This window comes from Pseudomonas sp. RT6P73, from assembly GCF_054897715.1.
In genome coordinates this window covers 2,683,280-2,707,103 of sequence record NZ_JBUBUV010000002.1, presented here as the reverse complement: position 1 = coordinate 2,707,103, position 23,824 = coordinate 2,683,280, and the positions used below count along the sequence as shown (strand labels likewise).

Genomic DNA, 23,824 nt, shown 5'->3' with positions numbered 1-23,824 from the left:
GAAAGAAGCGTGTTTTCAAGGGTTTAACCGCCAGAGCAGGAAGCCATCAATTGACTTTCCGGGTCGCGACCGGCAGCGTGACGACCCACAAGGGTTCGTCGGGTTGATTGAAGGTTATGCCCGATTTTGTGAAAGGAACATGAAAAACCGGTCTTCAAATCGTTTATCTGGAAGTCATACAGCCACTGTTCAGACTTCTACCGTTTATCGCGATTTGCAGAAGAAAAGTCCCACCGAAGTGTTCCGCTTTATATGAAGAATGTTTCAATCCTTAGTTGTCTTTACTGAATTGTTTCCACTCAAGGCCGTTTCGTTTGATTGACTTACCTGATACCGATCCTGTTGCGTCGAAAGCCAACCCGATGACCGTTTACCTGGCCCGACTGGCGCCGTCCAGCCAGCTGACCATGCGTTACGTTTTGCAGGATGCGGCCGACCGTCTGGGTTTCGAAGACATGAACGTCGAGGAGATTCCCTGGCATCAACTCCAGCCCGACAATGTCATCGCGCTGGTCGCAGCCCTGCGCGAAGACGGGTACGCGCCGAATACTTCTTCGCTCTACGTCAACGCCGTGCGCGGAGTGATGAACGAAGCGTGGCGCATGAGCCTGATCAGCCAGGAACACCTGCTGAAAATGCGTACGGTGAAGGGGATTGCCGGCACGCGGTTGTCCCAGGGCCGGAACCTGCGGCGCTCGCTGATTCAGGAAATGATGGCGGTGTGTGCCGCTGACCCGCGTCCGCAAGGGTTGAGAGACGCGGCGATCATCGGGATTTTGTACGGCTCGGGGATGCGCAAATCCGAGTCGGTGAACCTCGACCTGTCACAGGTGGATTTCAGCGAGCGCAGCTTGCGGGTCACCGCCAAGGGCAACAAGCAGTTGATCAAATACGCCCCGGCCTGGGCCTTTGAAAAACTGCAGGCCTGGCTGGAACTGCGCCGTTCGCACCTCAAGGAAGGCGAGGTGGACGACCCGTTCCTGTTCAACCGTATTCGTCGTGGCAGCCACATCACCCGCGAGCGCATCACCAAACACGCGATCTACTACATCGCCCGACAGCGCGGCGCGCAGGTCGGGGTGAAAATCATGCCCCACGATTTCCGGCGCTCGTTCATTACCCGGGTGATCGAAGAGCACGACCTGTCGATCGCGCAGAAGCTTGCTCATCACAGCAACATCCAGACGACGGCCAACTACGATGTGCGCGACGACAACGAGCGGCGGCGGGCGGTGGATCGTTTCGATCTCTGAGGTTCACGGTTCGCTCAGCACATGGGCATGGCCGATGGTCGAGACGTGAACCGCGCTGCCAGCGGGTGGCGCGTACATGCCGGAGCTGCGCACCATCAATGATCGACCGTGCGGGTCGCCGGCGACGGTAGGCTGCAACTCCACGGTCAAGGTGCAAGTGTTGCCGCTGAAATCCCGCTCGGTCACCACGGCGCGGCACCCGGCGACCTCGGTCGGACTGGGCTGGATGCTGACCAGTTGCAACTGCTCGGGGCGCAGCATGATCTGCGCCGCTTTGTTGTTACGGTGATTGTTGACCGGTATGCGCCCCAGATCGCAATGGGCCCAGCCGGCCTCGATCCGGGCGGGCATGACCACGGCGTCGCCGAGAAACAGCGCGGTTTCTTCATCGTCGGGATAGCGGTAAAGGTCCAGCGGATGCCCCGACTGCACCAGCCGACCGTCGCGCATCACCGCCAGCTGATCGGCGAACGACAACGCTTCACTCTGGTCATGGGTCACCAGAATGGTGGTGACGCCGGCGTCGCTCAGCAGCCGCGCGACCATTTTGCGCATGTCGCCCCGAAGGCCGGTGTCGAGTGCCGAAAACGGCTCGTCCAGCAACATCAAGCGCGGCTGCTGTGCCAGGGCCCGGGCCAGCGCCACACGCTGTTGCTGGCCGCCGGAAAGCTCATGGGGCCAACGTCTGGCCATGCTCGAATCGAGGGCGACGCTGTCCATCAACTCGGCGATTCGCTGGTGCTTGGCGTCACCCTTGGTCGAAAGCCCGAACCCGATATTGGCGGCCACGGTCATGTGCGGGAACAGGGCGCCGTCCTGGGGGACATAGCCAATCAAGCGCTGATGTGCCGGGACTTCATGAGTGTCGTCGATTAGCGTCTGGCCATTGAGCGACAGCTTGCCGGTGTCCGGGAACTCGAAGCCGGCGATCATCCGCAGCAACGTGGTTTTGCCGGAGCCGGAAGGGCCGACGATCACCGTTCGGCTGCCGGTGGGCACCGACAGACTGATGTTCTCCAGGGCTTTATGAGGGCCGTAGGATTTGTAGATCGAATCGAGTTCAAGAGCGTTCATCGGCCAGCCGTTCGTTTGGATTGGTGATAAAGAAGTCCGGTCAACGGAAGCGACAGCAAAATCATCAGCAAGGCATAAGGCGCCGCGGCGGCGTAGTCGATTTCGCTGGTCAGTGCCCAGAAACCGGTGGCCAGGGTACGCGTGCCGTTGGGGGCGAGCAGCAGGGTCGCGGTCAGCTCATTGGTGATCGCCAGAAACACCAGCGCAGCGCCGGCAGCAGCACCGGGCGCAGCCAGGCGCAGGGTGATCAGCCACAACGCCCGCGCAGGCGAGCGCCCGAGACTGCGCGCCATGTTCTCCAGTTCGATCGGCGCCTGCGCAATGCCTGCACGCAAACTCACCAGCGCACGGGGCAGAAACATCAGCAGGTACGCCAGCAGCACCATGACCGTGGTCTGGTAAATCGGCCGGGCGAAATGGATGGTGATGGTGACCAAGGCCAGGGCCACGACGATCCCGGGCAACGAGCTGGTGATGTAGTTGCAGCTTTCCAGCAATCGTTGCAGCCGGCCCGGTGAGCGGATCGACAGCCAGGCAATCGGGATGGCGGCGCAGGTGGTGAGGACTGCGCCGCAAATCCCCAGCAGCAGGGTTTGTTCCAGCGCCGGCATCAACTCCGCCAGGTCCCAGACTTGCGTGCCGCCTGCGATCAGCCATTTGCCCAAAGTGATCAGCGGCACACCCAGTGCCAGGGCGCAGGTGGTGATTTGCAGCATCAGTCCAAGCATGGTGGCTTGAGCGCCCAGACGCACCAGCCGCTGCTCACGGGCGCTGCCGGAGCCCACGCGGGCATAACGGGCCGTACCGCGAGCGGCGGATTCGGCGGTCAGCATGACCAGGCAACACAGGGCGAGCACGCTGGCCAGCATGTGGGCGGCGGGGCCGTTGAAGGTGGATTTGAACTGATCGAAGATCGCGGTGGTGAAGGTGTCGAAGCGGATCATCGCGTACAGGCCATATTCGGCCAGCAAGTGCAGGCCTACCAGCAAGGCACCGCCGCAGATGGCCAGGCGCAGTTGCGGCAACACCACACGGAAAAAGATCGCCCAGGGCTTGAGCCCCAGGGATTCGGCGACGTCTTCGATGGCCGGATCGAGCCGGCGCAGGGTGGCGGCGATAGGCAGGTACAGGAAAGGGAAGTAGGCGATCACCGAGACCAGCACTCCGGCAAACAACCCATGAATCGGTGGAACCAGGCTGACCCACGCATAGCTATGAACAAACGCCGGCACCGCCAGCGGCGCCGTGGCCAGCAACGACCAGCCACGTCGACCCGGCAGGTTGGTGCGTTCTGTCAGCCAGGCCAGGGCCAGGCCAAGCGCAACGCACAGGGGAATCGTGATCACCACCAGCAACACGGTGTTGATCAATAGCTCGCCGACCCGAGGACGGAATACCAGCGGCACCAGCGTGGCCCAGCCGGTTTGTATCGACACGCCGATGACGAAGGCAATCGGCATCAGCGCCAGCAATGAAACCAGCACCGACAAACCGATCACCCACGCGCCACCGCGACCGGCGAAGACGCCACGGGCGCGCCGTCGCAGGTTATCGGGTATCGCCGTGGGGATACCCGTTGGCAGGGTTTCAGGCATCACTTAAAGCAGTCCCGCCTGAGTCATCAGTTCCACGGCTTTTTTGCTGTCGAGTTTTGAAGCATCGACTGCAGGGGCGTCGAGCTGCTGCAAAGGCACCAGTTTCGGGTTGGATTGTGCGTTTTTGCCCACGGCGTATTCGAACGATTTGCCGGTCTTGAGGATTTCCTGGCCGTCCTTGCCGGTGATCCATTTCAGCAATGCCTGGGCCTGTTCCTTGTGTTGGCTGGACGCGAGAACGCCGCCCCCCGAGACACTGACAAACGCACCGGGGTCCTTGTGCTTGAAGTAGTGCAGGGCGGTGTTCTTGCTGTTTTCGCCGGTCTTGGCCTGATCGCCGAAGCTGTAATAGTGATAGATCACGCCGCTGTCGACCTGCCCGGCATTCACCGCTTTGAGCACCGAACTGTTGCCGCGATAGGCGCTGAAGTTGGTTTTCATCCCTTTGAGCCACTCCAGCGTTGCCGCTTCACCCTTGAGTTCCAGTACGGCCGCGACGATCGCCTGGAAGTCGGCCCCGGCCGGCGAAGCGCCCCAGCGACCTTTCCAGGCAGGGGTTGCGAGGTCCATCAGCGATTTTGGCAAGTCGGCTTCGGGCAGTTTGCTCGGGTTATAGACAAACACTGTGGAGCGCGCGGCGATCCCGACCCATTTGCCGTGGGCCGGACGATAGGCGGCATCGACCTGTTCCAGAGTGGTCGGCGCAACCGGTGCAAACAGCCCCGCGTTGTCTACCAGCACCATGGCCGGGGAGTTCTCGGTCAGGAATACATCGGCCGGAGAAGCGGCGCCTTCCTGCACGATCTGGTTACCCATCTCGCTATCGTCGCCATTGCGCACGGTGACCTTGATGCCGGTTTCCTTGGTGAAGCCTTCGACCCAGGCTTTGGTCAGGCTTTCGTGTTGCGCGTTGTAGACCACGATACCGTCGGTATCCGCTGCAAACACGTGTCCGGCGCTGAGCAGGGCGGTGGCCAGCAAAGCCGTTTTGAGGAATGAGGGGGTAGGGGTGATCATTCTGTCGGCAGCTCCAGTTCTTTTTAGAAGGCATGCACGTCAATTCGCGGGCAAATCGATGCGAACCGTTTGCATGGTGCAAGTTGCAGGGAATGTAGAGCGCAAAATGAGAAAATAACGTCAAAGAGACAGTTAATACATGTCATTTTCATTCAGATTAGCAGCGACTCGGCCCCCTGCCCGATGGATCTGAATCAAACGATGTCTTCATTGAGTCGATGGGCAGCCTCTCGACGTTCCACCGGCAGCCCGACTGATCGCAGCGGCCAAACGCTTTACGTTGTTCTGATGAGCCGCCACCAATTCATCAACGCTGGGCCCTGAAGGTGTCTGCAGCGTGCTGCGGCAGGTCACCAGGGTGGTATCGCTTTCGCCGAGGTTGCGCAGGCGCCATTTGACGTCGATCAATGCGTATTGCCCTGGAATCGAGTCGAAGCGCTGCACATCCAGTCGCACCGACAGTTTGCGCGCAGGATTGCTGTTGACCAGTTGATCGACCATGGCGCTGCGCAATTCATCCACCAGACTGGCAGCCCACCATTCGGTTTCCAGAATCGCCAGGCCGCTGTTGCCCTGGCGGATCACGATCTGCGGACGATCGACCTGGGGCGGAACGCTGATGCCTTCAATCTGAATCTCCGCCGCACCGCTCCTCGAATTGGCGCTGACTTGCGCCGGAATCAGCGTGTGAAACTGGATCGGATCACTGCGGCAAGCGGTGAGCAGTAACAGCGCGGTGACCAAGGTGATCTTCAGCGAAAAAGCCATGGGTGTTGCTCCTGTGGTCAATTGCGCGGTGGCGCTTGCAGGTCCATCGGTGCGGCGTTGTTGGGTCGGCCGCGAATCAGCGATTCCGGATGCCGCCCGAGGTAATCCGAGAGTTCACGCAAGGAGCGCGACATGCGCCCGAGTTCGTCCAGGGTCTGGGTCAACTGTTCCCGCTGCGGCGAGTCTTCGGCGAGCGTCGAACTGGCCGATTGCAACGTCTTGCTGACGTCGGCCAGTGTGGTTTGCACGCCCGGCAGGGTTTTGGCATTGAACTGGGTCAGGCCTTTGCGCAGTTCGACGAGGTTGCTGTCCAGATTGCCGGCAATCCGCCCGATCGGCAGTTGATTGATCTTGTCGACCATGCCTTCAAGTTTTTCCTGCAACTGTTCGAGGCTGCCGGGAACGGTCGGAATACTGACCGGACGGGCGCTCGGATCGAACGCGACTTTTTCGGCCTTGGGGTAGAAATCCAGTGAGATATACAGCTGGCCGGTCAGCAGATTGCCGCTGCGGGCCTGGGCGCGCAGACCGTTCTCGACGAAAGTGCCCATCAACCGCACACCCGCGGCTTCATCATTGGGATCATGATTCAGCGCCTGGAGCATTTTGGTGTGGGCCTGACCCAGGCGCTGCGGGTAGATCATGATTCCAACGTTGACCGGAAAGGTGCGTTTTTTCGCATCGAAATCCAGATTGATCGACACCACTTTGCCAAACTCCACGCCGAGGAACTCCACCGGGGCATCGACCTTGAGGCCGCGCAGGGCCTGGTCGAAACGCAGGCTCAGGTATTGCCCTTTGCCACTGGGCGGGGCGAGGGCGGTTTGCTGGTCGGGGAACAGTTCGTACGCATACTCTTCAGCCGCCGGTTTATCGTTGGGGCTGTACTCCGGCGCGCGGAAGGCGATGCCGCCCACCAGCAGCGATGACAACGACTCGGTCTTCACCGCAAAACCATTGGCGCCGACGCTGACATCGATGCCGCTGGCGTTCCAGAACCGGGTGTTTTCGGTGACATAGGCGTCATTGGGCGAGTGAATGAACAAGTCGATGTTCACGCCTTTGCCGTCAGGGTCGAGGGCGTAGGCAACCACCTGGCCGACCGGGATTTTTCGGTAGTAAACCGGTGAGCCGATGTCCAGTGACCCGAGGTCCTGGGTATGCAAGGTAAAGCGCTTGCCCGGCTCGCCATAGGTAATCGGTGGCGGGTTTTCCAGCCCTTTGAAGTTCTTCGCGCGGTTGTTGGCCTGGCCGATATCGGCTCCGATGTAGTCACCAGAGAGCAGGGTATCGATGCCCGACACGCCGCCGGCACCGATTCGCGGACGCACCACCCAGAATTGCGAGTCTTCACGAGTGAAGCTTTCAGCCTGTTTGGCCAGTTTGATCGTGGCGTTGACACTCTTCTGGTCGTTGCTCAGCTCCACGTCCGAGACATGCCCGATCACCACATTGCGGTATTTGACCTCGGTCTTGTTGGCGGTGAGGCCGTTGCCGGTCTTGAACGTGACCGTGATGGTCGGGCCTTCCTGCATCATGCTGTGGACCACCAGGGAAATCCCCACCAGTACCGCGACGATGGGCACGATCCAGACCAATGAGACGCTGAAACGACGAGTCTTGATTGGGGCCTGTCCAGGGGCCTGTGCCCCTTCAGTGGCTTGCGACTTCATCCATGGTCTCCTCGTTGTGGGGTTTATCCGACGGCTCTTTATCCCAGATCATTCGCGGATCGAAGCTCATCGCTGACAGCATGGTGAACACCACCACCAGACCAAAAAACAGAATGCCCAGGCGAGGTTCGATATCGGCCAAGGCTTGAAACTTCACCAGTGAAGCCACCAGAGCCACCACGATCACGTCGAGCATGGACCAGTAACCGATGACCTCGACGAAACGGTAAAGCGTCGACCGTTCCTTGCGCGCCCACAGGCTGTCGCGGTGCACCGTGACCAGCAGCAGTATCAGGGCGACGAACTTGACGCCCGGCACCGCGATGCTGGCGATAAAAATGATCAGGGCAATGTCCCAGGCGCCGTGCTGCCAGAAATCGAGTACGCCGGCCATGATGGTGCTATCGGCGCCGTTGCCGACCATCTTGGTGTTCATCACCGGCAACAGATTGGCCGGGATGTAAAACACCAACGAGGCCAGCAGGTAGGCCCAGGTCCGGGCCAGTGAGTTGATTTTGCGCCGGTGCAGCGGCGCGCCGCAGCGCTCGCATTCGTGGGGTTCCTGGGTCATGTCGCAGGCCAGTCCGCAGCTGTGACACAGGCACAGGTTGAGTTCGCTGGCGACCGGAGGCCTTGTCATAAGGTGTCCCACAGATCACGGACATCGCGCCCGGCGATACGGATCATCATCAGGCTGAGCACGGCCAGGGCGAACAGGCCGATGCCGGGCAGCACATCCAGCAAACCGGCGAGTTTAATGACGGCGACCATCGCCCCCAGCAGGCAGACTTCGAGCATGCTCCAAGGCCGCAGGGTTTCCAGCCAGCGCATGCAGAATTTGAAACCGGGTGAGCGGCGGGAGGCGAGGGCGTAGCTCAGCACCCAGATCAGCAGCAACAGCTGGAAAATCGGCGCGATGATCATCGCGATCGCGGCCACCATGGCGATGAAGGTGATCGGCCCCAGGCTCAAGGCCAATACCGAATCCCAGAGGGTTGCGCTGTTTTTCAGGCCTTTGAGGCTGATGCTCATGACCGGGTAGAAATTGGCGAAAATCCACAGCATCAACGCGGTATACGTCAACGCCAGGCGTTGCTCCACCGTCAGGCCGTTATAGCGCTGAAGCACGCCGCCGCAGCGTGTGCACAGGGTTTTTTGATGTTTGGCGAGCGTGACTTTTTCATACACACAGTCGCAGTGCTCGCAGATGATCAGTTGGTCAGTCGTAGCCATAGGCCGCACTCGCCAGGACGCAGGAAAGTCAGAGCACCTCCTCAATATAGAAGTGCCTCGCGATTGAGCAAATCGAAAGGGCAAATGCCTGATAGACCGTGTCATCGTTCATCGCGGGCAAGCCCGCTCCCACAGGATTTTCGGTGATCACTACATTTGTGAACGACGAGGATCCTTGTGGGAGCGGGCTTGCCCGCGATAGCGGTGGGTCAGCTACGAAGATTTCTAGCCAAACATTTCGCGCAAGCGATACCAGAACATCCCAAGCGCCAGCAAAGGCGAACGCAGCATCGGCCCGCCCGGAAAAGTCATATGCGGCACCGCGCTGAACACATCGAACCCTTTACTGTGCCCGGCATGGATCGCTTCGCCCAACAGCTTCGCGCACCAATGCGTCACGTTCAGCCCATGCCCGGAGTAACCCTGGGCATAAAACACGTTCGGGTGCTGACTCAAGCGGCCGACCTGCGGGAAACGATTGGCGGAGATGCCAATCCTGCCGCCCCATTGATAGTCGATGCGCACATCGCGCAGTTGCGGGAAGACCTTGAGCATCTGCGGGCGCATGTACGCGGTGATGTCGGCCGGATCGCGCCCGGAATAATGGCAGGCTCCGCCGAACAGCAAGCGCCGGTCCGCCGAGAGCCGGTAGTAGTCCAGGCCGACTTTCTGGTCGCACAACGCCAGGTTTTGCGGGATCAACTGCGCTGCAACCCCAGGCGCCAACGGCTCGGTGGCGATGATGTAGCTGCCGGCTGGGAGCACTTTGCCACTGAGTTTCGGTTCAAGCTCTTCAAGGTGTGCGTTGCAGGCCAGCACCAGACTGCCGGCGCGCACCGTGCCGCCGGCACAACGAACCTGCACCGTGCTGCCATGGATCAACTCCAGCACCGGGCTCTGTTCGAAGATCTGCACGCCAAGGGATTGCGCCAATCTTGCTTCGCCCAGCACCAGATTGAGCGGATGCAAATGGCCCGAACCCATGTCGACCAGACCGCCGGCATAGACGCCTGAATTCACCACTTGCTCGCGGATCTGCTCCGGCCCGACCAGGCGGGTTTCATGGACGTAACCTGACTCGGCCAGACCTTCCTGCTCCGCCTTGAACGCCGCGAACTGCGCCTTGGTGTTGGCCAGTTCGCAGAACCCCCAGCGCAGGTCGCACTCAATCCCGTGTTCACGGATGCGATTGCCCACCAGTTCCACCGATTCGATACCCGCACGCTCCAGATAGCGCACGCCATCCTCACCGACGTAACGGGTGAAACCGCTGACGTCATGTCCGATGCCGCGGATCAGTTGCCCGCCATTGCGCCCGCTGGCGCCCCAGCCGATCCGCCGGGCCTCCAGGAGAATTACCGAGAGCCCGCGTTGAGCCAGCTCGATCGCCGTGTTGACGCCGGTGAACCCGCCGCCGATCACGCAGACATCGGCCACAAGGTCCGAGGCCAGCGTGGGGTAGGGCGTCAGGCTCTTGGCTGTCGCCGCGTAATAGGAATGTGCGTGTTCGTTATTCATTTGTTGGACTTCACTTTGCTCCAGGAACGGGTCATCAGTCGCATGATCGCCTGGGGCGGGGTGGTGGAAATGTAGAGTTTGTCGAGGACTTCCTGGGGTGGATAAACCTCAGGGTTATTCACCAGCTCCGCGTCCATGTATTGCTTGGCGGCCGGGTTCGGGTTGGCGTAACCGACCGAGGCGCTGACCTTGGCAATTACTTGGGGATCGAGCAGGTAGTTGATGAAAGCGTGGGCGTCCTTCGGGTTGCCGGCATCAGCGGGAATCGCCAGCAGGTCAAACCACAAGTTACTGCCTTCCTTCGGAATGGCGTAGGCGATGTTCACGCCGTTCTTGGCTTCCTTGGCCCGGTTCGCGGCCTGGAACACGTCACCGGAATAGCCGAAGGCCACGCAGATATCGCCGTTGGCCAGGTCCGAGACGTACTTGGACGAGTGGAAATAGGTGATGTAAGGCCGGATGCTCAACAGCTTGGCTTCGGCTTTTTTAAAGTCCTCGGGGTTCTCGCTGCGCGGGTCCATGCCCATGTAATTGAGAATTGCCGGGAACACTTCATCCGCCGAGTCCATCATCGACACGCCGCACTGGCTGAGCTTCTTGATGTTTTCCGGTTCGAACAACACGGCCCAGGAATCGATGCGGTCGAGGCCGAGCACTTGCTTGACCTTGTCGACGTTGTAGCCAATGCCGTTGGTGCCCCACAGGTACGGCACGGAATGCGCGTTACCCGGATCGTTTTTCTCCAGCAACGCCAACAGTTTAGGGTCGAGGTTCTTGAAGTTGGGTAACTGTGCGCGGTCCAGCTTGAGGAACGCACCGGCCTTCACCTGACGGGCGAGGAAGTGGTTGGACGGCACGACCACGTCATACCCGGTGCGGCCGGCGAGCAATTTGCCCTCAAGGGTTTCGTTGGAATCGAAGACGTCGTAGATCACCTTGATCCCGGTCTTGGCCTGAAAGTCGACGAGGGTGGTTTCGCCAATGTAATCGGTCCAGTTGTAGACGCTGACGGTGGGCTGAGCCTGGGCAACGGCACTGAACAGCGCGGCCAGCGCGGCCGGAACCATGGATTTCAATAGACGCATAACGACACCTCTTTTGTTATTAGACTGTGTAGGAGCGAGGCTTGCCCGCGAAGGCGGACTGACTGTCAACGGTGATGTTGAATGTACCGGCCTCTTCGCGGGCAAGCCTCGCTCCTACAGGGGAACGCGTGATTTCGCGTGGTTTTCAGACACTAAGCATCAAAAACTCACGCTCCCAGGAGCTGATCACCCGTTTAAAGTTCTCGTGTTCGGCACGCTTGACCGCCACGTAACCGCGCACGAATTTATCGCCCAGATACCGCCCGATGGTTTCGCATTCTTCCATCTGCGTCAGCGCATCTTCTATGGTGATTGGCAGGCGCAGGTTGCGGCGCTCGTAGGCTCGACCTTGCACCGCCGCACTCGGTTCGATGCGTTCAACCATGCCCAGGTAACCGCACAACAAACTGGCCGCGATCGCCAGGTACGGGTTGGCGTCAGCCCCCGGCAAGCGGTTTTCCACGCGCATCGAATCCGGCGTGGAGGTCGGCACACGCAGGCCGACGGTGCGGTTTTCTTCGCCCCATTCGACGTTGACCGGTGCCGAAGTGTCCGGCAGGAATCGGCGGAACGAGTTGACGTTGGGCGCGAACATCGGCAGCACTTTCGGGATGTACTTTTGCAAGCCGCCGATGTGGTGCAGGAACAGCTCGCTCATCGTGCCGTCGGCATTGGCGAAAATCGGCTGCCCGGTGGCGATGTCGACCACGCTTTGGTGGATGTGCATGGCGCTGCCGGGCTCATCGCCAATCGGCTTGGCCATGAAGGTCGCCGCAACGTTGTGCTTGAGCGCCGCTTCACGCATGGTGCGTTTGAACACGGTGATCTGGTCGGCCAGGTCCAGCGCATCGCCATGCCGAAAGTTGATCTCCATCTGCGCCGGGCCGTCTTCGTGGATCAGCGTGTCGAGGTCCAGGCCTTGCAGTTCGCACCAGTCGTAGACGTCTTCGAAGAGCGGATCGAACTCATTGGCCGCATCGATGGAAAACGACTGACGACCGCTTTCCGCACGGCCCGAACGACCCAGCGGCGCCTTGAGCGGCAAGTCCGGGTCTTCGCAGCGCTGGGTCAGGTAGAACTCCATTTCCGGCGCGACAATCGGCCGCCAGCCTTTGTCGGTGTACAGCTGCAATACTTTCTTCAGCACGTTGCGCGGCGACAGTTCGATCGGGTTGCCGAACTTGTCGAAGGTGTCGTGGATCACGATGGCGGTCGGCTCGATGGCCCATGGAATCACGTAGACCGCATCCGCGACGGGTTTGCAGACCATGTCGATGTCGGCGGGGTCGAGCAGGTCGTAGTAGATGTCGTCGTCGACAAAGTCCCCGGTTACCGTTTGCAAAAGCACACTTTCCGGCAGGCGCATGCCTCGCTCATGCAGGAACTTGTTAGTGGGTGCAATTTTGCCGCGTGCGATGCCGGTCAAGTCACTGACCACACACTCGACTTCGGTAATCTTGTGATCTTTCAGCCACGTGAACAGCTGATCGAAAGGGACATTCATAAAGACCTCGTTATTGGTTTTATTAACGCCGGGGGAGGGCGGTTTCATCCACCACACACTTCCCCTGAGACGCGTTGACGACTATCTTGGGCGAGCCTTGCGGTTCCATCTATCCACTTTAAGCAGCACCAAAACGCACCAAACGAGTGCGTAAGGTCTTTCATGTCAGCGTCCAGTCCGATCCAGGTTCAAGCGTTCAACACCGACGATGTCGCCGCGCAAATTCGCGCCACGCCGGGTTGGGTCCAGCATTATCAGCAGATGTCGCCGGGGCATTTCGCCGGGCGCGTGCGCTACCTGGACCTGCAAGGTGTGGAGATTTACGAAGAGCAGATGAACACCCGGGTCGAGCAGAATTTCAGCGCGCCCCAGGGTTCGCTGGCGTTCTGTTTCGATCGCAGCGACAACGCGCTGTACGTGTTGAATGGCGAAAGCCGCAACATCTGGATCACCCCGGAGAACTACCAGGAAATCGCCGTGGTGTTCGGTCCGGAGTTCGTTCAGCGCCACGGCTTGAATGTCGCGCGGCTGGAAGGCTTGTTCATGTCGCCGCTGAACTCGGGGCAGAACGCATTGTTCAGCCGCTGGTTGAGCGGCACCTTGACCCGGCTCGCCGAAACCCTCGACCCGCCCAGCAAAGAAGCGCTGACTCAGCAACTGCTCGAAGACTGCCTGTACATCCTCGACAACGCCTGCGTGTGCCTCGATCGGGGCGGCCTGCAGCGGCGCACCGAAGAACGCGCGGTGATGAAACGCATCGGTGAGTGGGCCGCCGATTCACCGGAAGAAACCCTCAATCTGATGGAGCTTTCCCAGGTGGCCGGGGTTTCTCTGCGTCAGTTGCAGCACGCGTTCAAGGCCTTCACCGGGATGACACCGACCCACTGGCTGCGCCTGCGACGACTCAACAGCGCCCACCGCGAATTGCTCGCTCGAACGCCGAATGACACCACCGTTGCCGAAGTGGCGATGAATTGGTCGTTTTGGCATTTGGGGCGGTTTTCCAGCAGTTATCGAGCGTTGTTCAAAGAGTTGCCGAGCGAAACGCTAAAACGCACGAGTCAGCGCTGATCGCACTAATAAAAAAAGCGGTTATTGCAAACTTGAAATTCTTGTACGAGTTCAGGCGTTTTCTATAATCCGCGTCTGTAGGTCATTTCCTGCAACTGTGGCTCGATGTTTCAGGATTTTTCAATTCTGATATTTATTCGTTCAAGATCAGATGGTTACGCGATCTGTATGGTATTTAGTCTGATTTGAGTCAAGCGCAAAGGTCATCTAGGTTTCTGCTCGTCGATACAAGTCGTGTATCGATTTTAACGAACCGAGGCAAACACAATGACTGTGCTGTTGAATGAATCAGAAACCAGCCATGACCTTCCAAAAGCGGTACTGCAACTTATCTCGGGAGAGTTTCCCGGCGTGGCCCGCAGCGCTGGGATCTTTACCAAAGAAGATGTGATCCAGATAAAACAGTATGTAAAGAAAGGCCTCGCGCTGCCCAGCGAGTTGCCGGAGGTTGAGTCATACCTGAAGTACACCCACGTGGACATCGCCGGGCTGGAACCCAGCGATATCCAGGTGTTGTTCAAGAAAATCAGAATTCATGCCGCCAGCTGGGATGCGGTGGAAAATAAAATCGTCCAGCAAAGTATCGACCTGAGTTCCGCCGCCAAAAACATCGTCAGCAGTGGCAGCGAAATCATTTCCGTCATCAAGGAAATGCCCATCATGGACCGCGTCAGAACGACGCTGGGCGAGATGAGCCAAAACGATCTCGAAGGCATCCGCTATACGTCCGACGACGGAGAAGTGGCTTCTGCCGTGACGGAAATCATCGAGCTGATGAAGGTCGATATCAAACGCCAGCAAAGCGCGACCCAGGAGCTGAAAGATCGCCTGTCCAATTTCAAGATCGAGCTGTCGGGCGGAGAGCTGTCCAGCGGTAAACGCGTCTTTGGCTTGCAGTCCGAAGTGAAGGGCAAGTACGACTTGATGGAGCGCAACAACTTGCTCGAATCCATCGCCAGTACCAAAGAAACGATCAAGGACAAGAAGGAGCGGATCACCCAGCTCGACAAGGATTACGACTATTACGTCGGCATGTCGTTCTCGGGAGGCCTGCCGATTTTCTGGCCGATTTCAGGTTCGATCTTCGGCCCGAAAGCCGAAACCGCCCGTAAAGAGCGCAATGCCCTTAAAACCGAAATCGACGCGCTGGAACTGGCCGTCAGTGGCAAAGAGAACTTGCAGAGCGCCATCGAAAGTTCCATGTCCAACTTCGGTGATATCGGCATCCGCATGGCCGGCGCTGAAGCGGCACTCAATATCTTGAACACGATGTGGCAAACCATTTTGAGCAAGGTTGATTCATCGGCCGACCAGTTCGGACGCATCAACAACGCCTTGCGCCTGACCTCGTTTGTTGCCGAATTCGCGCAGGTGATCGAACCGTGGCGTGACGTGAAGAACACCGCCGGTGACTTGGTGGCGGTGTTTAACGAAGCCCTCGAAGAATACAAAAAAACCTTCAACTGATTTGCCCAGCGGACAAAAGGATTATTGCCATGAGCAGTGTGACGCCGATCGACACCCCGGTTATTCCGGTCATTGACGTAAAAAACATCATTCAAACCATTCGTGATATCTCCAGGCTGGCGAACTTCAGAAATGAACGGCCGGACGTGCTGCAGGAGCGAGCCCACCGTGTGGTCGCGTATTTGAACAATATCGATACCACCCTGCGTGAATCATTCCCGGTCTTGCTGACCGCACTGAACAACGCCTCCGGGCAACAGTGGTTTGAAGTGCTCGATGAATTGAACGGAGCCTTGGCCAGGCATGACCTGACCCCGGAAGATCGGGCGCTGGTGGCCGATGAACTGGCCAATGTCAAAGGCAACATCGAGACGATGCTGGAGGGCGTAGAGGCGAAATTCATTGCGCGTTCGCGGCTGCTTGAGAGCGAAGTCCAAAGCCTTTACAAGATCGAAATCGGTGAGCGCACAGATGAACCGCTGAAGGTCGCGCGCGACCGCAAAGCCAGGATTCTGGCCCAGCTCAATGATCACCACCTCAATAAAGCGACGTGCGTGGAGCAGCGGGACACGTTGATCAAGGCACAGGACGTGATTCGCGAGTTCAACCTGGCCGACATGTACAAGAATTACATTCCGGACGGAAAAATATTGGACGGTCTGGACATGGCCAATCCGAAAAAGGAAGCCGTCAAACAAGGCATTGAGCTGGTCAGGAAGGTGTTGGGGGTAGTCTCTGACGGCATCAAATACACTCAGCTCGCGACCTCACGCAACAATCTGGACCTGGAGATCGAGTCGATTACGCGGTTGGTCGAAGGCCTTAATAACGAGCTTCAGAGCGCCGAAGACCTCTTTTCCGATATCAGCGCCGTCGCGGAAGTAGGCCGCCGACGCAGGACCGCGGGTGAAGAGATCATTGTCGTGGCGGGGGTGTGGCGGGGGTTTTCAATGCACCTTGAGACGCTGAAAAACCTGGAATACAACCAGGCCGGGCTGTCCAGATTGCTGACGCGATACAAGCATCATCTTGAGGGGCTGACGGGGGACTACAACAGCACGATGATCAACTAGACCATTCAACGCAGCCACGTTTCACTCGACAGCTGCTACAGGTGTGCACGTTCCCTGTAGGCGCTGTCGAGTGAAACGAGGCTGCGATCTTTTGATCTCATACCGTAGACGCCGGTTTCGCCAGTTCAATACCCGCCGCACCCAACCGCTTGAGGATTTCAAACAGCAGATCACTCTTGGTCGTGCCGACGATTCTCGGGCTGCTGACGTAACCGGTGACCGTCAGCGTGATGCCATCGGGGCTCAGTTTGCTGAATCGAACGAAGGGCGCCGGTTTATCGAGGATGGTTTCGTGTTCGGCGTAGGTGCTGTAAAGCAGGTTTTGTACTTGCTCGGGATCGATGTCCAATGGGAACACCAGTTCAAGTGTCGCCACCCCTTGTGCACTGCCGCCGAGGGTGACGTTGCGCAGGTTTTGCGAAATCAGTTGGGAGTTGGGCACGATGACGATCGAGCGGTCACTGAGTTGTATTTCGGTGGCCCTGACGTTGATGCGGCGGATGTCGCCTTCGACACCGCTGATGCTGATCAGGTCGCCGACCTTGACCGGGCGTTCGGTCAGGAGAATCAGCCCTGAGACGAAATTCTTGACGATTTCCTGCAAACCGAAACCGATCCCCACCGACAAGGCGCTGACGATCCACGCCAGGTTGGTCCACTTGATGCCCAGGGATGACAACGTCATCAGAATCACCAAGGCGTAGCCGATATTGGCGAACAGTGTGCTGAGGGAGGCACACATGCCGGGGTCCATATCGGTTTTCGGCAGAAACTCGTTATCCAGCCATCGGCGCAGTGAGCGAATCAAGTAGATACCGATGAACAGGGCCAGCAGCGCATTCACCAAGTGGCCCGGGATGATATTGAATTTGCGCAAGCCGTCGCCGCCGAGAATGGCAAACATCTGAGTGAATAGTTGGCCGAGCGTTGTGCCGACGCCACCCACAAACAGTGAAATGACGCCCAGCAGCATTAAAGCGGCGCGACCGACTCCGGACAAAATGACCGACACTTGCTCAAGGCGCACATCGCCAATCCCGAGCAACTGTTTGAACGCCTTGCCGCTGGCGCTCTTGGGTGAAAACAGGTACTCACAGCTGTCTTTGAGTAACTGAATCAGCAAATAAAAGCCCGAGAGGATGATAAATCCCCAGACCAGTTGGTAAGTGATGAACCTTGCCAGGGAGATATAGCCGATCAGCAGCGCAAGCATCGCGACAAAAATGGCAATGCCGGCAAACGAATAGATCAGGCCGGCGATGGTGGTACTCGATTCGGGTGCTTCACCGGTGGCCACCACGGCTCTTCGGGCTTTGCTGGCACGCCGGAACAACGCACCGATAATCAGGGTGACCACGAACGCGATCACCCCTCGGCCAAAGAGTATCGCGGAGGGGCTCATGCCGGTGACGTTGGTGATTTGTGCCAGACCTACCAGAATCAGCAGCGTGACGGCCAATATTCTGGGGAAGGGCTCGATCGCCAAGGCCACGGGATCGGCGATTGCCGGCAACCGCCAGGATGGATGTTTGGTCGATAACAACGCCCGGCTCAAACCGGTAATCAGGATGCAGACATAGATGAGTTTTTCGAATTCATCGGCAAAGTTCTGAATCATCGGTGTCAACGGCAGTTGTCGAGTGAGCGCATAAAACAGCAGGTGCATCGCACACGCGGTGGTCAATAGCGTGGCCACGACAGAAGCCAGTGCGAGCGAACTTCGCCGCAAACGGCCTTCAGGCATTCGATGAATGCAAAGCCAGGCCAGCCCGCGCTCCGCGATTCTTCGGCCCCAGGACCAAATACCCACGGCCAGCACGATCAGCAAGACGGCAAACAGGCGCTCGCCGGGTTGCCAGGCGGCCTTGATTGCGCTGGAGGCCTGCTGGATGAAATCACTCAGCCGTTGGCGGTCCTCCTTGAGGGGACTAAACAACGGCGCCCAAAACGACGGCCCTAGAATACTGCCGCTACGCAGCGTGACTTCGGTTTCCAGCAGGCTGCGTCGAATACCGGCAATTTGAGTGATGAGGCCGGCAGCATTATTTCTAAGCGCCGTCAGGGTTTTCAGGTTGGCGTCGACTTTGGTCTTTTGCTCGGACAGATAGGCTCTTTGCGTCGCGATATCCGACTTCTCTGATGCGACATCCTCCACCGATACCGGGCCCAGTACATCAAGTTGGGCCTGCAACTGCTTCTGTTCGGGCAGCAGGGACGACTGCAGGCTATCCACATCACTGATAAACAACTGCACGGAATCTTGCAGGCCGACCATCTGGGTCAGGTTATTAGCCAGCGAAATCTGTTGCTTGATTCGGTCAAGGCGGATTTGCAGGTCTTGCAGCTCGCTTGCAGAGATGGCAACAGGCACAGTGCCTGACATAGGGGTTGGCATTGCCGGCAAGTCGGCGGCCGACAGCGCTCCACCACTGGTTCCAAGCAGCGTGAGCACGGCGAAAATCATTAACTTCAATGCATTACGCATAGGAGTGCTCGACTCTGTTGTGGGTCGCTTAACCTATGAGGTTAGGCCATCACGCCAAAACGATCGAAAAGAATCCTGTTCGCCGTCCGGATCAGGCAGCACCGCGCTGAGCGTGAGTGCCGCGTGATCTACACTCTTTGTTGCTGAATCAAGCCTGGGATCAGTTATCAGCGGTCCAACCACCCTGGGTTCTTGCTGAGTGACGGGCTGCTTTGGAGGTCATTATGAGCAAGGTGTCATCCATCAGCCTGAGCATCGCATTGGCGGTTGCCTGTACCCAGGGTTGGGCGGCGACGGTCGTACCGATGAAAGGGCAGACTTCGCAACAGACCCAACTGGACATCAATGAATGCAATAGCATCGCGTCCAGTCAGGCCGCGTCGACCGCGCAGCCTGCTTCGGGAGGGCGAGTGCGCGGTGCTGCTGCGGGTGCCGCCGCCGGAGCGGCCGGGGCACAAGTGCGCGGACGTCAGCATGACGAGTTTTATGATCGCGTCGATGATGATACGAAGCAGGACTATCGGCAGAATCGTGCCAAAGAGACGGCGGTAGCAGGCGCCGTGGTGGGCGGTTCGCGTCAGCGTCAGGAGCGTCGGGCACAAGAGAAAACCAGTGCTGCGACCACTTCAACGGCGTACAGCAGTTGTCTGCAGGGCAAGGGCTATCAGGTTAATCCCTGAGTTTGTTTCGGCCGCTGCTCAAGCAGATAAACCATCAGGCAGGCATACAACGTGACGGCGAGGAACAAACCCATGCGCACGGCAAACGCCGTGTACACGTCCTTGCCGGCAGCGCTGTCCTGAACTGACTGGCCCAACAGGATGATCAGAGTGATCAGGGTGTTGAGCCAGAACCCCGGGCTGAACCGGGTCGGGCTCAGGGCGTAGAGCTTGCGCGCCAGCACCAGGCTGAACAACAGCATCCACAAATAGAACATCCACAGGTGCACAAACAGGCTGAGGGCACTCCAGAACAGGATCGCCAACAAACCGGCGAGCAAGGTCGACCCGACGAGTTCACGACCGGCGTTGTGGGCGTTTGTGGTTGAGCTTTGCTGACCGAGGCTAACGGCCTTGAGGATGATCGGCAAATAGCCGGCGGGGTCGACCAGCGCCAGCAGAAACGTCGGCAATACAATCAGGGTTGCACGTAGCGCCACCCGGCTGACTTCTTCGGCGGGCAGGGGTGGGGCGGGCGGCGGGGAAGGGGCATTCGCCGGATCGGGGAATAGCCCGTGACTGAGCGCCACGACCGCAACGGCGAGCATTAGCCCCTTGACCAGGGCACCGATAACCATCGCCGCCAGATCGAATTCGGCGACGCCGGCCGAGGAAATCATGGTCAGACCAATCACCAGAAAGGTCACGATCAGGGCATTGCCGCCGCGCAGACCGAAACGGAACACCAGGAACAGACTCAGGCCGATCAGCAGTACGCCGCTGACGGGGTAATAGCGCAGGATCGGGATCAACAACAGGCCGAGGCCCGTGGTTAACATCGCGGCCAGAGCGAGCACCACGGCAGCCTTGAACGGTAGCGGACGATTGATCGAGGCCAGCAGGATCAGGCACAGCACCGGCGCCAGAAAGGGGATCGGCAAACCGAGGCCGAAGCTCGCGGCCAGGCACAACGCCGTGCCGGTAGCGAGTCGCAATGCGCGCTGTTCCCGGGGCGTGTGTTTAGTAGGCATACGAAAGCCAGCTCATAAACCCCACAAACACGCGACCCAGCGGGTTCAGCGGGTTGCCTTGGGTGGGAAAGGCCATGACTTCAGCCTGCCCGCCGGCACGGATGGCGCGGCTGTCGCGCAAGGTTTTCCGGGCATCCTCGGAGAACTCGATAATCACTGGAAACCGCTGGGCCGGCCGCAGCCAGTCGCGGCTGTTTTGCACGCTGGGCAAGGTGCCAGGCGCGGGCGTCTGTCCGACACTGACCCCGTAACCGACACTTCGCACCCGTCCCTCGAACACTTCGCCCGGTAGCGCATCCAGGACGATCGCCACTGGCGTATCGACTTTCACCAGACCGAGGTTGTTTTCGGTCATGTCCGCGCTGATCCACACGTCATGGATGGCAATCAGGGTCATGACCGCGCCACCAGCCGCGGCAAACTGCCCGGCGTCGGTGCGCAGATCGGTGATCAGCCCCGCCGAGCGGGCGCGAATCTGCGTGTTGGACAAATCCAGTTCGGCTTTTGACAGCGCCGTGGCGGCGCTGCGCAACAGGGCGTTGTCTTCCTCGTTGCCGCCTTCTTGCTCGCGCGCCCGTTGCACTTCGGCGCGGGCGGCAGCGACTTGACTGACCGCCTGTTCACGGTTGGCGCGAGACACTTCGAGCAAGCGTACGGAAATGGTGCCAGGGTCCTCGCGGTACAAGCCTTCCAGACGTTGGTTGTCCTGTTTCGCCTTGAGTTCGTTGGCCTGCGCGGCCCGCAAGTTGGCTTGCGCCGAGGCGATACCGGCGGTGCTGGCGCCGATCTGTCGACGGGTCGATTCAAGGTCTGCGCGCGCCCGGTCCACGGCAATCTGGTACGGCTGCGGATCCACCTCGAACAGCACGTCGCCGGCCTGGACGTCCTGATTGTTGCGCACGTTGACGCGGATCACCCGGCCGGCGACTTCCGAGGCGACCGGAATGACGAAGGCCCCCACCCGTGCCTGTTGCGTATAGGGCGTGAAGCGGTCGGCCAGCAGGTGCCACGCCAGGCTCAGGAGAATCAGGAGCAGCACCCATTTGATGCCTTTTTTCGCCGGGTCGGCGGCAGGCGGGGGAGGCGCTGGAGGTGTAGGTGCGGGCGCCTCGGGGACAGGCTGCACGGCTTCACTCATGGCTGTTTACCTTGTGGGGCAGAGGGGCGGCGGGCTCGGTCAGCAGGTCGCCCCAATCGGTGCGTTTTTCCATCTGCTGGCGGGTGGCTTGATCAACTTTGGGCTGGGCGCTGTACCAACCGCCGCCCAGGGATTTGTACAGGGCAATCAGATTGCTCACGGCGTTGCTGCGGGCAACCAGGTAGTTGTCCTGTTGTTCGAGCAGTGCGCGCTGCGCATCCAGCACGCGCTGAAAGTCCGAATAACCTTCGCGGTATTGCGCGCTGGCCAGCACCAGCGAGCGTTTGGCAGCGACTTCGGCCTCGCTCAGGATGCGTTCGCGCTCCAGCGATTTGATCAGGCCAGTGGCGGCATCGTCAGCCTCGCGCGCAGCCTGGCGGACTTTGTCGCGATACGTCTCGATCAGTTGCTGCAACCGCGCATCCTGGACGCGCACGTTGTTGCTGATCTGGCCATGGTCGAACAGGTTCCAGCGCAGGCTGGGGCCGCCGATCAGGTCCAGGCTTCTGGACGTCCCGTTGAGGGTGTCAGCCGACCAGACGATGCTGCCGAGCAAGGTCAGCGACGGATAGAAATCACTTTCAGCCACGCCAATCAATGCCGACTGGGCGGCGACATTCAGCTCGGCGGCACGCACATCGGGCCGGCGTAGCAGCAGATTGGCCGGAACATCCTGGAGCACGACGCGATCGACCAACGGGATCAGCCCTTGGTTTTCCGCCACCTGCGGCAATGTGCCGGGCGGTTGCCCGATCAGCACGGCCAAGGCATTGCGGGTTCGTTGCAGCTGGTCTTCGAAATTGGGGATGGTACTCAGCGTGCCGAGGTATTGGGTTTTGGCTTGTTGCAGGTCGAGTTCGGCTTGCTGGCCGCTGTTGAACAGTTTTTCGGTGATTTCGAAATTGCGCTTTTGCTGTTTGGCGTTCTCCCGGGCGACGCGCAATCGCGCCTCGGTGGTGCGCAACGAGAAGTAAGTGTCTGCGACCTGGGCGCGCAGCAACACCAGCACATCTTCATAGTTGGCCTGGGCCGAAAAGTAACTGGCGTCGGACGATTCGATGGCTCGGCTGAAACGGCCCCAGAAGTCCAGCTCCCAACCGACATCAAAGCCGGCACTGTATTGCCAGAAATGGCTGTCCTGTGGATTGGTGCCACCCGATTGGCGGCGGTTGAAGTACAGACTGTCAGCACTGGCTTGCTGCAATTGCGGATAGAGCCCGCTTTGCGCAATGCCCAACTGGGCACGGGCTTCCATCACGCGCAGGCCGGCGATCTTCAGGCTGGAGTTATGGGCATCGGACGCGGCGATCAGCTGATTAAGCAGCGGATCGTTGAAGACTTGCCACCACTGACGAATATCCGGGTTTGTCCCGCGTTGGCTGGCGTGTTCAAGGGCGGCGGTGTTCCACTGTTCGACCCAAGGCTCGCCCGGCGGCTGGAAGTCCGGCCCCAGCCGCACGCAGCCACTCAGGCCAAGTGCGCCGAGCAAGAGGAGGTGGCCTGGCAGCCTCAGCAGGGAACGGCCTCGATGCATTGGGTATCGTCCAACCAGGGAAGGTCACTGGAGCATAGCCGTCCAAATGAGCAACCGGCTGCTAAGCTTCTCAAGCACCCTCAAACCTTCTGCGATCACTTATAGGCAGGACACTCATGAGTAACCCCCAAGGTCAGGCTGAACCTCATTCCGCTGGTTGGCGCTTCAAAGTGGGTATCGCCATTATTTGCTTGATGTTGGGCTCGTGGCTGATGGTGCCGATCGCCGCGGCGCTCGACATTCCAGGCTCAAGAATCGCCGCGCTGACCGGCGTTTTGTTCATCAGCAATAAAGTCCTGCTGATCGTCGTCATTGCTGTCATGGGCAAGGCCGGGTTCCAGCAGTTGAAAAGCAAAGTATTCGGTTACGTGTCCGGGATTGCGCCGTCAGTCGATGCCGAAGTAGGGCCGATTCGTCATCGAATCGGTATCGTGATGTTTTGTCTGCCGCTGATCTCGGCCTTTCTTGAACCCTACGTCGACACGTTCTGGCCTGGTTTCAGACCGAACCTGTGGCAGTTGCAGGTGCTGGGCGACGCCATGCTGATCGGCAGCTTTTTTGTGCTGGGGGGCAATTTCTGGGACAAGGTGCGGGCGTTGTTTATCCGCACGGCAAAGGTCGTCAATCCAGGGACGGTGTGAGGCTG

General features: G+C 59.2%; 20 protein-coding genes. 6 read left to right on the top strand and 14 right to left on the bottom strand.

The window, feature by feature from the left end:
• Window positions 1-362: 362 nt before the first annotated feature.
• Window positions 363-1,253, top strand: a complete 891-nt coding sequence (locus tag ACYZT6_RS12960; RefSeq protein WP_462029946.1) for a site-specific integrase — start codon at window positions 363-365, stop codon at window positions 1,251-1,253.
• Window positions 1,254-1,256: 3 nt separating this feature from the next.
• On the opposite strand, the gene ACYZT6_RS12955 is transcribed toward ACYZT6_RS12960, so the two are convergent.
• The 10 genes from ACYZT6_RS12955 to ACYZT6_RS12910 all read right to left on the bottom strand — a co-directional run bounded on the left by ACYZT6_RS12955 (window position 1,257) and on the right by ACYZT6_RS12910 (window position 12,720).
• A complete protein-coding gene (locus ACYZT6_RS12955) occupies window positions 1,257-2,327 on the bottom strand; it encodes an ABC transporter ATP-binding protein (RefSeq protein WP_462027228.1) in 1,071 nt (356 codons plus the stop codon).
• On the bottom strand, window positions 2,324-3,922 hold the full coding sequence (locus tag ACYZT6_RS12950; protein WP_462027227.1) for an ABC transporter permease: 1,599 nt from the start codon (window positions 3,920-3,922) through the stop codon (window positions 2,324-2,326). The genes ACYZT6_RS12955 and ACYZT6_RS12950 overlap by 4 nt, the downstream gene beginning before the upstream one ends.
• Before the next feature lie 3 nt (window positions 3,923-3,925).
• Window positions 3,926-4,939 carry an iron ABC transporter substrate-binding protein gene (locus tag ACYZT6_RS12945; protein ID WP_462027226.1) on the bottom strand — a complete coding sequence of 338 codons (1,014 nt, stop codon included), beginning with the start codon at window positions 4,937-4,939 and terminating at the stop codon, window positions 3,926-3,928.
• A gap of 207 nt (window positions 4,940-5,146) precedes the next feature.
• On the bottom strand, window positions 5,147-5,707 hold the full coding sequence (locus ACYZT6_RS12940; protein WP_462027225.1) for a PqiC family protein: 561 nt from the start codon (window positions 5,705-5,707) through the stop codon (window positions 5,147-5,149).
• A 17-nt stretch (window positions 5,708-5,724) separates the two neighbouring features.
• The gene (locus tag ACYZT6_RS12935) at window positions 5,725-7,380 is read right to left on the bottom strand and encodes a PqiB family protein (RefSeq protein WP_462027224.1); all 1,656 of its coding nucleotides are present in this window, start codon (window positions 7,378-7,380) and stop codon (window positions 5,725-5,727) included.
• Window positions 7,361-8,020 (bottom strand): paraquat-inducible protein A, encoded by a 660-nt coding sequence (locus ACYZT6_RS12930; protein WP_462027223.1) that lies wholly within the window; start codon window positions 8,018-8,020, stop codon window positions 7,361-7,363. Before ACYZT6_RS12930 ends, ACYZT6_RS12935 begins: the two co-directional genes overlap by 20 nt.
• Entirely contained in the window at window positions 8,017-8,613 is a 597-nt protein-coding gene (locus ACYZT6_RS12925) for a paraquat-inducible protein A (RefSeq protein WP_462027222.1), read from the bottom strand. The genes ACYZT6_RS12930 and ACYZT6_RS12925 overlap by 4 nt, the downstream gene beginning before the upstream one ends.
• A 225-nt stretch (window positions 8,614-8,838) precedes the next feature.
• Window positions 8,839-10,131 (bottom strand): NAD(P)/FAD-dependent oxidoreductase, encoded by a 1,293-nt coding sequence (locus ACYZT6_RS12920; RefSeq protein ID WP_462027221.1) that lies wholly within the window; start codon window positions 10,129-10,131, stop codon window positions 8,839-8,841.
• Window positions 10,128-11,216 carry a polyamine ABC transporter substrate-binding protein gene (locus ACYZT6_RS12915; RefSeq protein WP_462027220.1) on the bottom strand — a complete coding sequence of 363 codons (1,089 nt, stop codon included), beginning with the start codon at window positions 11,214-11,216 and terminating at the stop codon, window positions 10,128-10,130. Before ACYZT6_RS12915 ends, ACYZT6_RS12920 begins: the two co-directional genes overlap by 4 nt.
• A 145-nt stretch (window positions 11,217-11,361) precedes the next feature.
• Window positions 11,362-12,720 (bottom strand): glutamine synthetase family protein, encoded by a 1,359-nt coding sequence (locus tag ACYZT6_RS12910; protein WP_462027219.1) that lies wholly within the window; start codon window positions 12,718-12,720, stop codon window positions 11,362-11,364.
• A 162-nt stretch (window positions 12,721-12,882) separates the two neighbouring features.
• On the opposite strand from ACYZT6_RS12910, the gene ACYZT6_RS12905 reads away from it, so the two are divergent.
• The 3 genes from ACYZT6_RS12905 to ACYZT6_RS12895 all read left to right on the top strand — a co-directional run bounded on the left by ACYZT6_RS12905 (window position 12,883) and on the right by ACYZT6_RS12895 (window position 16,331).
• Window positions 12,883-13,791 (top strand): helix-turn-helix domain-containing protein, encoded by a 909-nt coding sequence (locus tag ACYZT6_RS12905; protein ID WP_462027218.1) that lies wholly within the window; start codon window positions 12,883-12,885, stop codon window positions 13,789-13,791.
• A 267-nt stretch (window positions 13,792-14,058) separates the two neighbouring features.
• Window positions 14,059-15,258, top strand: coding sequence for an alpha-xenorhabdolysin family binary toxin subunit A (locus ACYZT6_RS12900; protein WP_462027217.1), 1,200 nt, complete (start codon window positions 14,059-14,061; stop codon window positions 15,256-15,258).
• Window positions 15,259-15,287: 29 nt separating this feature from the next.
• On the top strand, window positions 15,288-16,331 hold the full coding sequence (locus ACYZT6_RS12895; RefSeq protein ID WP_462027216.1) for an alpha-xenorhabdolysin family binary toxin subunit B: 1,044 nt from the start codon (window positions 15,288-15,290) through the stop codon (window positions 16,329-16,331).
• A gap of 97 nt (window positions 16,332-16,428) precedes the next feature.
• Here the strand turns inward: ACYZT6_RS12895 and ACYZT6_RS12890 are convergent, their stop codons facing one another.
• A complete protein-coding gene (locus tag ACYZT6_RS12890) occupies window positions 16,429-18,816 on the bottom strand; it encodes a DUF3772 domain-containing protein (RefSeq protein WP_462027215.1) in 2,388 nt (795 codons plus the stop codon).
• A gap of 224 nt (window positions 18,817-19,040) precedes the next feature.
• Between ACYZT6_RS12890 and ACYZT6_RS12885 the strand changes: the two genes are divergently transcribed.
• Window positions 19,041-19,496: a hypothetical protein gene (locus ACYZT6_RS12885; protein WP_462027214.1), complete on the top strand. Its 456-nt coding sequence runs from the start codon at window positions 19,041-19,043 to the stop codon at window positions 19,494-19,496.
• Here ACYZT6_RS12885 and ACYZT6_RS12880 read toward each other — a convergent pair.
• The 3 genes from ACYZT6_RS12880 to ACYZT6_RS12870 are packed head-to-tail and all read right to left on the bottom strand — an operon-like array spanning window position 19,481 to window position 23,178.
• The gene (locus tag ACYZT6_RS12880; protein ID WP_462027213.1) at window positions 19,481-20,506 is read right to left on the bottom strand and encodes a DUF2955 domain-containing protein; all 1,026 of its coding nucleotides are present in this window, start codon (window positions 20,504-20,506) and stop codon (window positions 19,481-19,483) included. The genes ACYZT6_RS12885 and ACYZT6_RS12880 overlap by 16 nt on opposite strands.
• Entirely contained in the window at window positions 20,496-21,644 is a 1,149-nt protein-coding gene (locus ACYZT6_RS12875) for an HlyD family secretion protein (RefSeq protein WP_462027212.1), read from the bottom strand. Before ACYZT6_RS12875 ends, ACYZT6_RS12880 begins: the two co-directional genes overlap by 11 nt.
• The gene (locus ACYZT6_RS12870; RefSeq protein WP_462027211.1) at window positions 21,637-23,178 is read right to left on the bottom strand and encodes an efflux transporter outer membrane subunit; all 1,542 of its coding nucleotides are present in this window, start codon (window positions 23,176-23,178) and stop codon (window positions 21,637-21,639) included. Before ACYZT6_RS12870 ends, ACYZT6_RS12875 begins: the two co-directional genes overlap by 8 nt.
• A gap of 116 nt (window positions 23,179-23,294) precedes the next feature.
• On the opposite strand from ACYZT6_RS12870, the gene ACYZT6_RS12865 reads away from it, so the two are divergent.
• Window positions 23,295-23,819, top strand: a complete 525-nt coding sequence (locus tag ACYZT6_RS12865) for a transporter suffix domain-containing protein (protein ID WP_462027210.1) — start codon at window positions 23,295-23,297, stop codon at window positions 23,817-23,819.
• Window positions 23,820-23,824 lie beyond the last annotated feature (5 nt).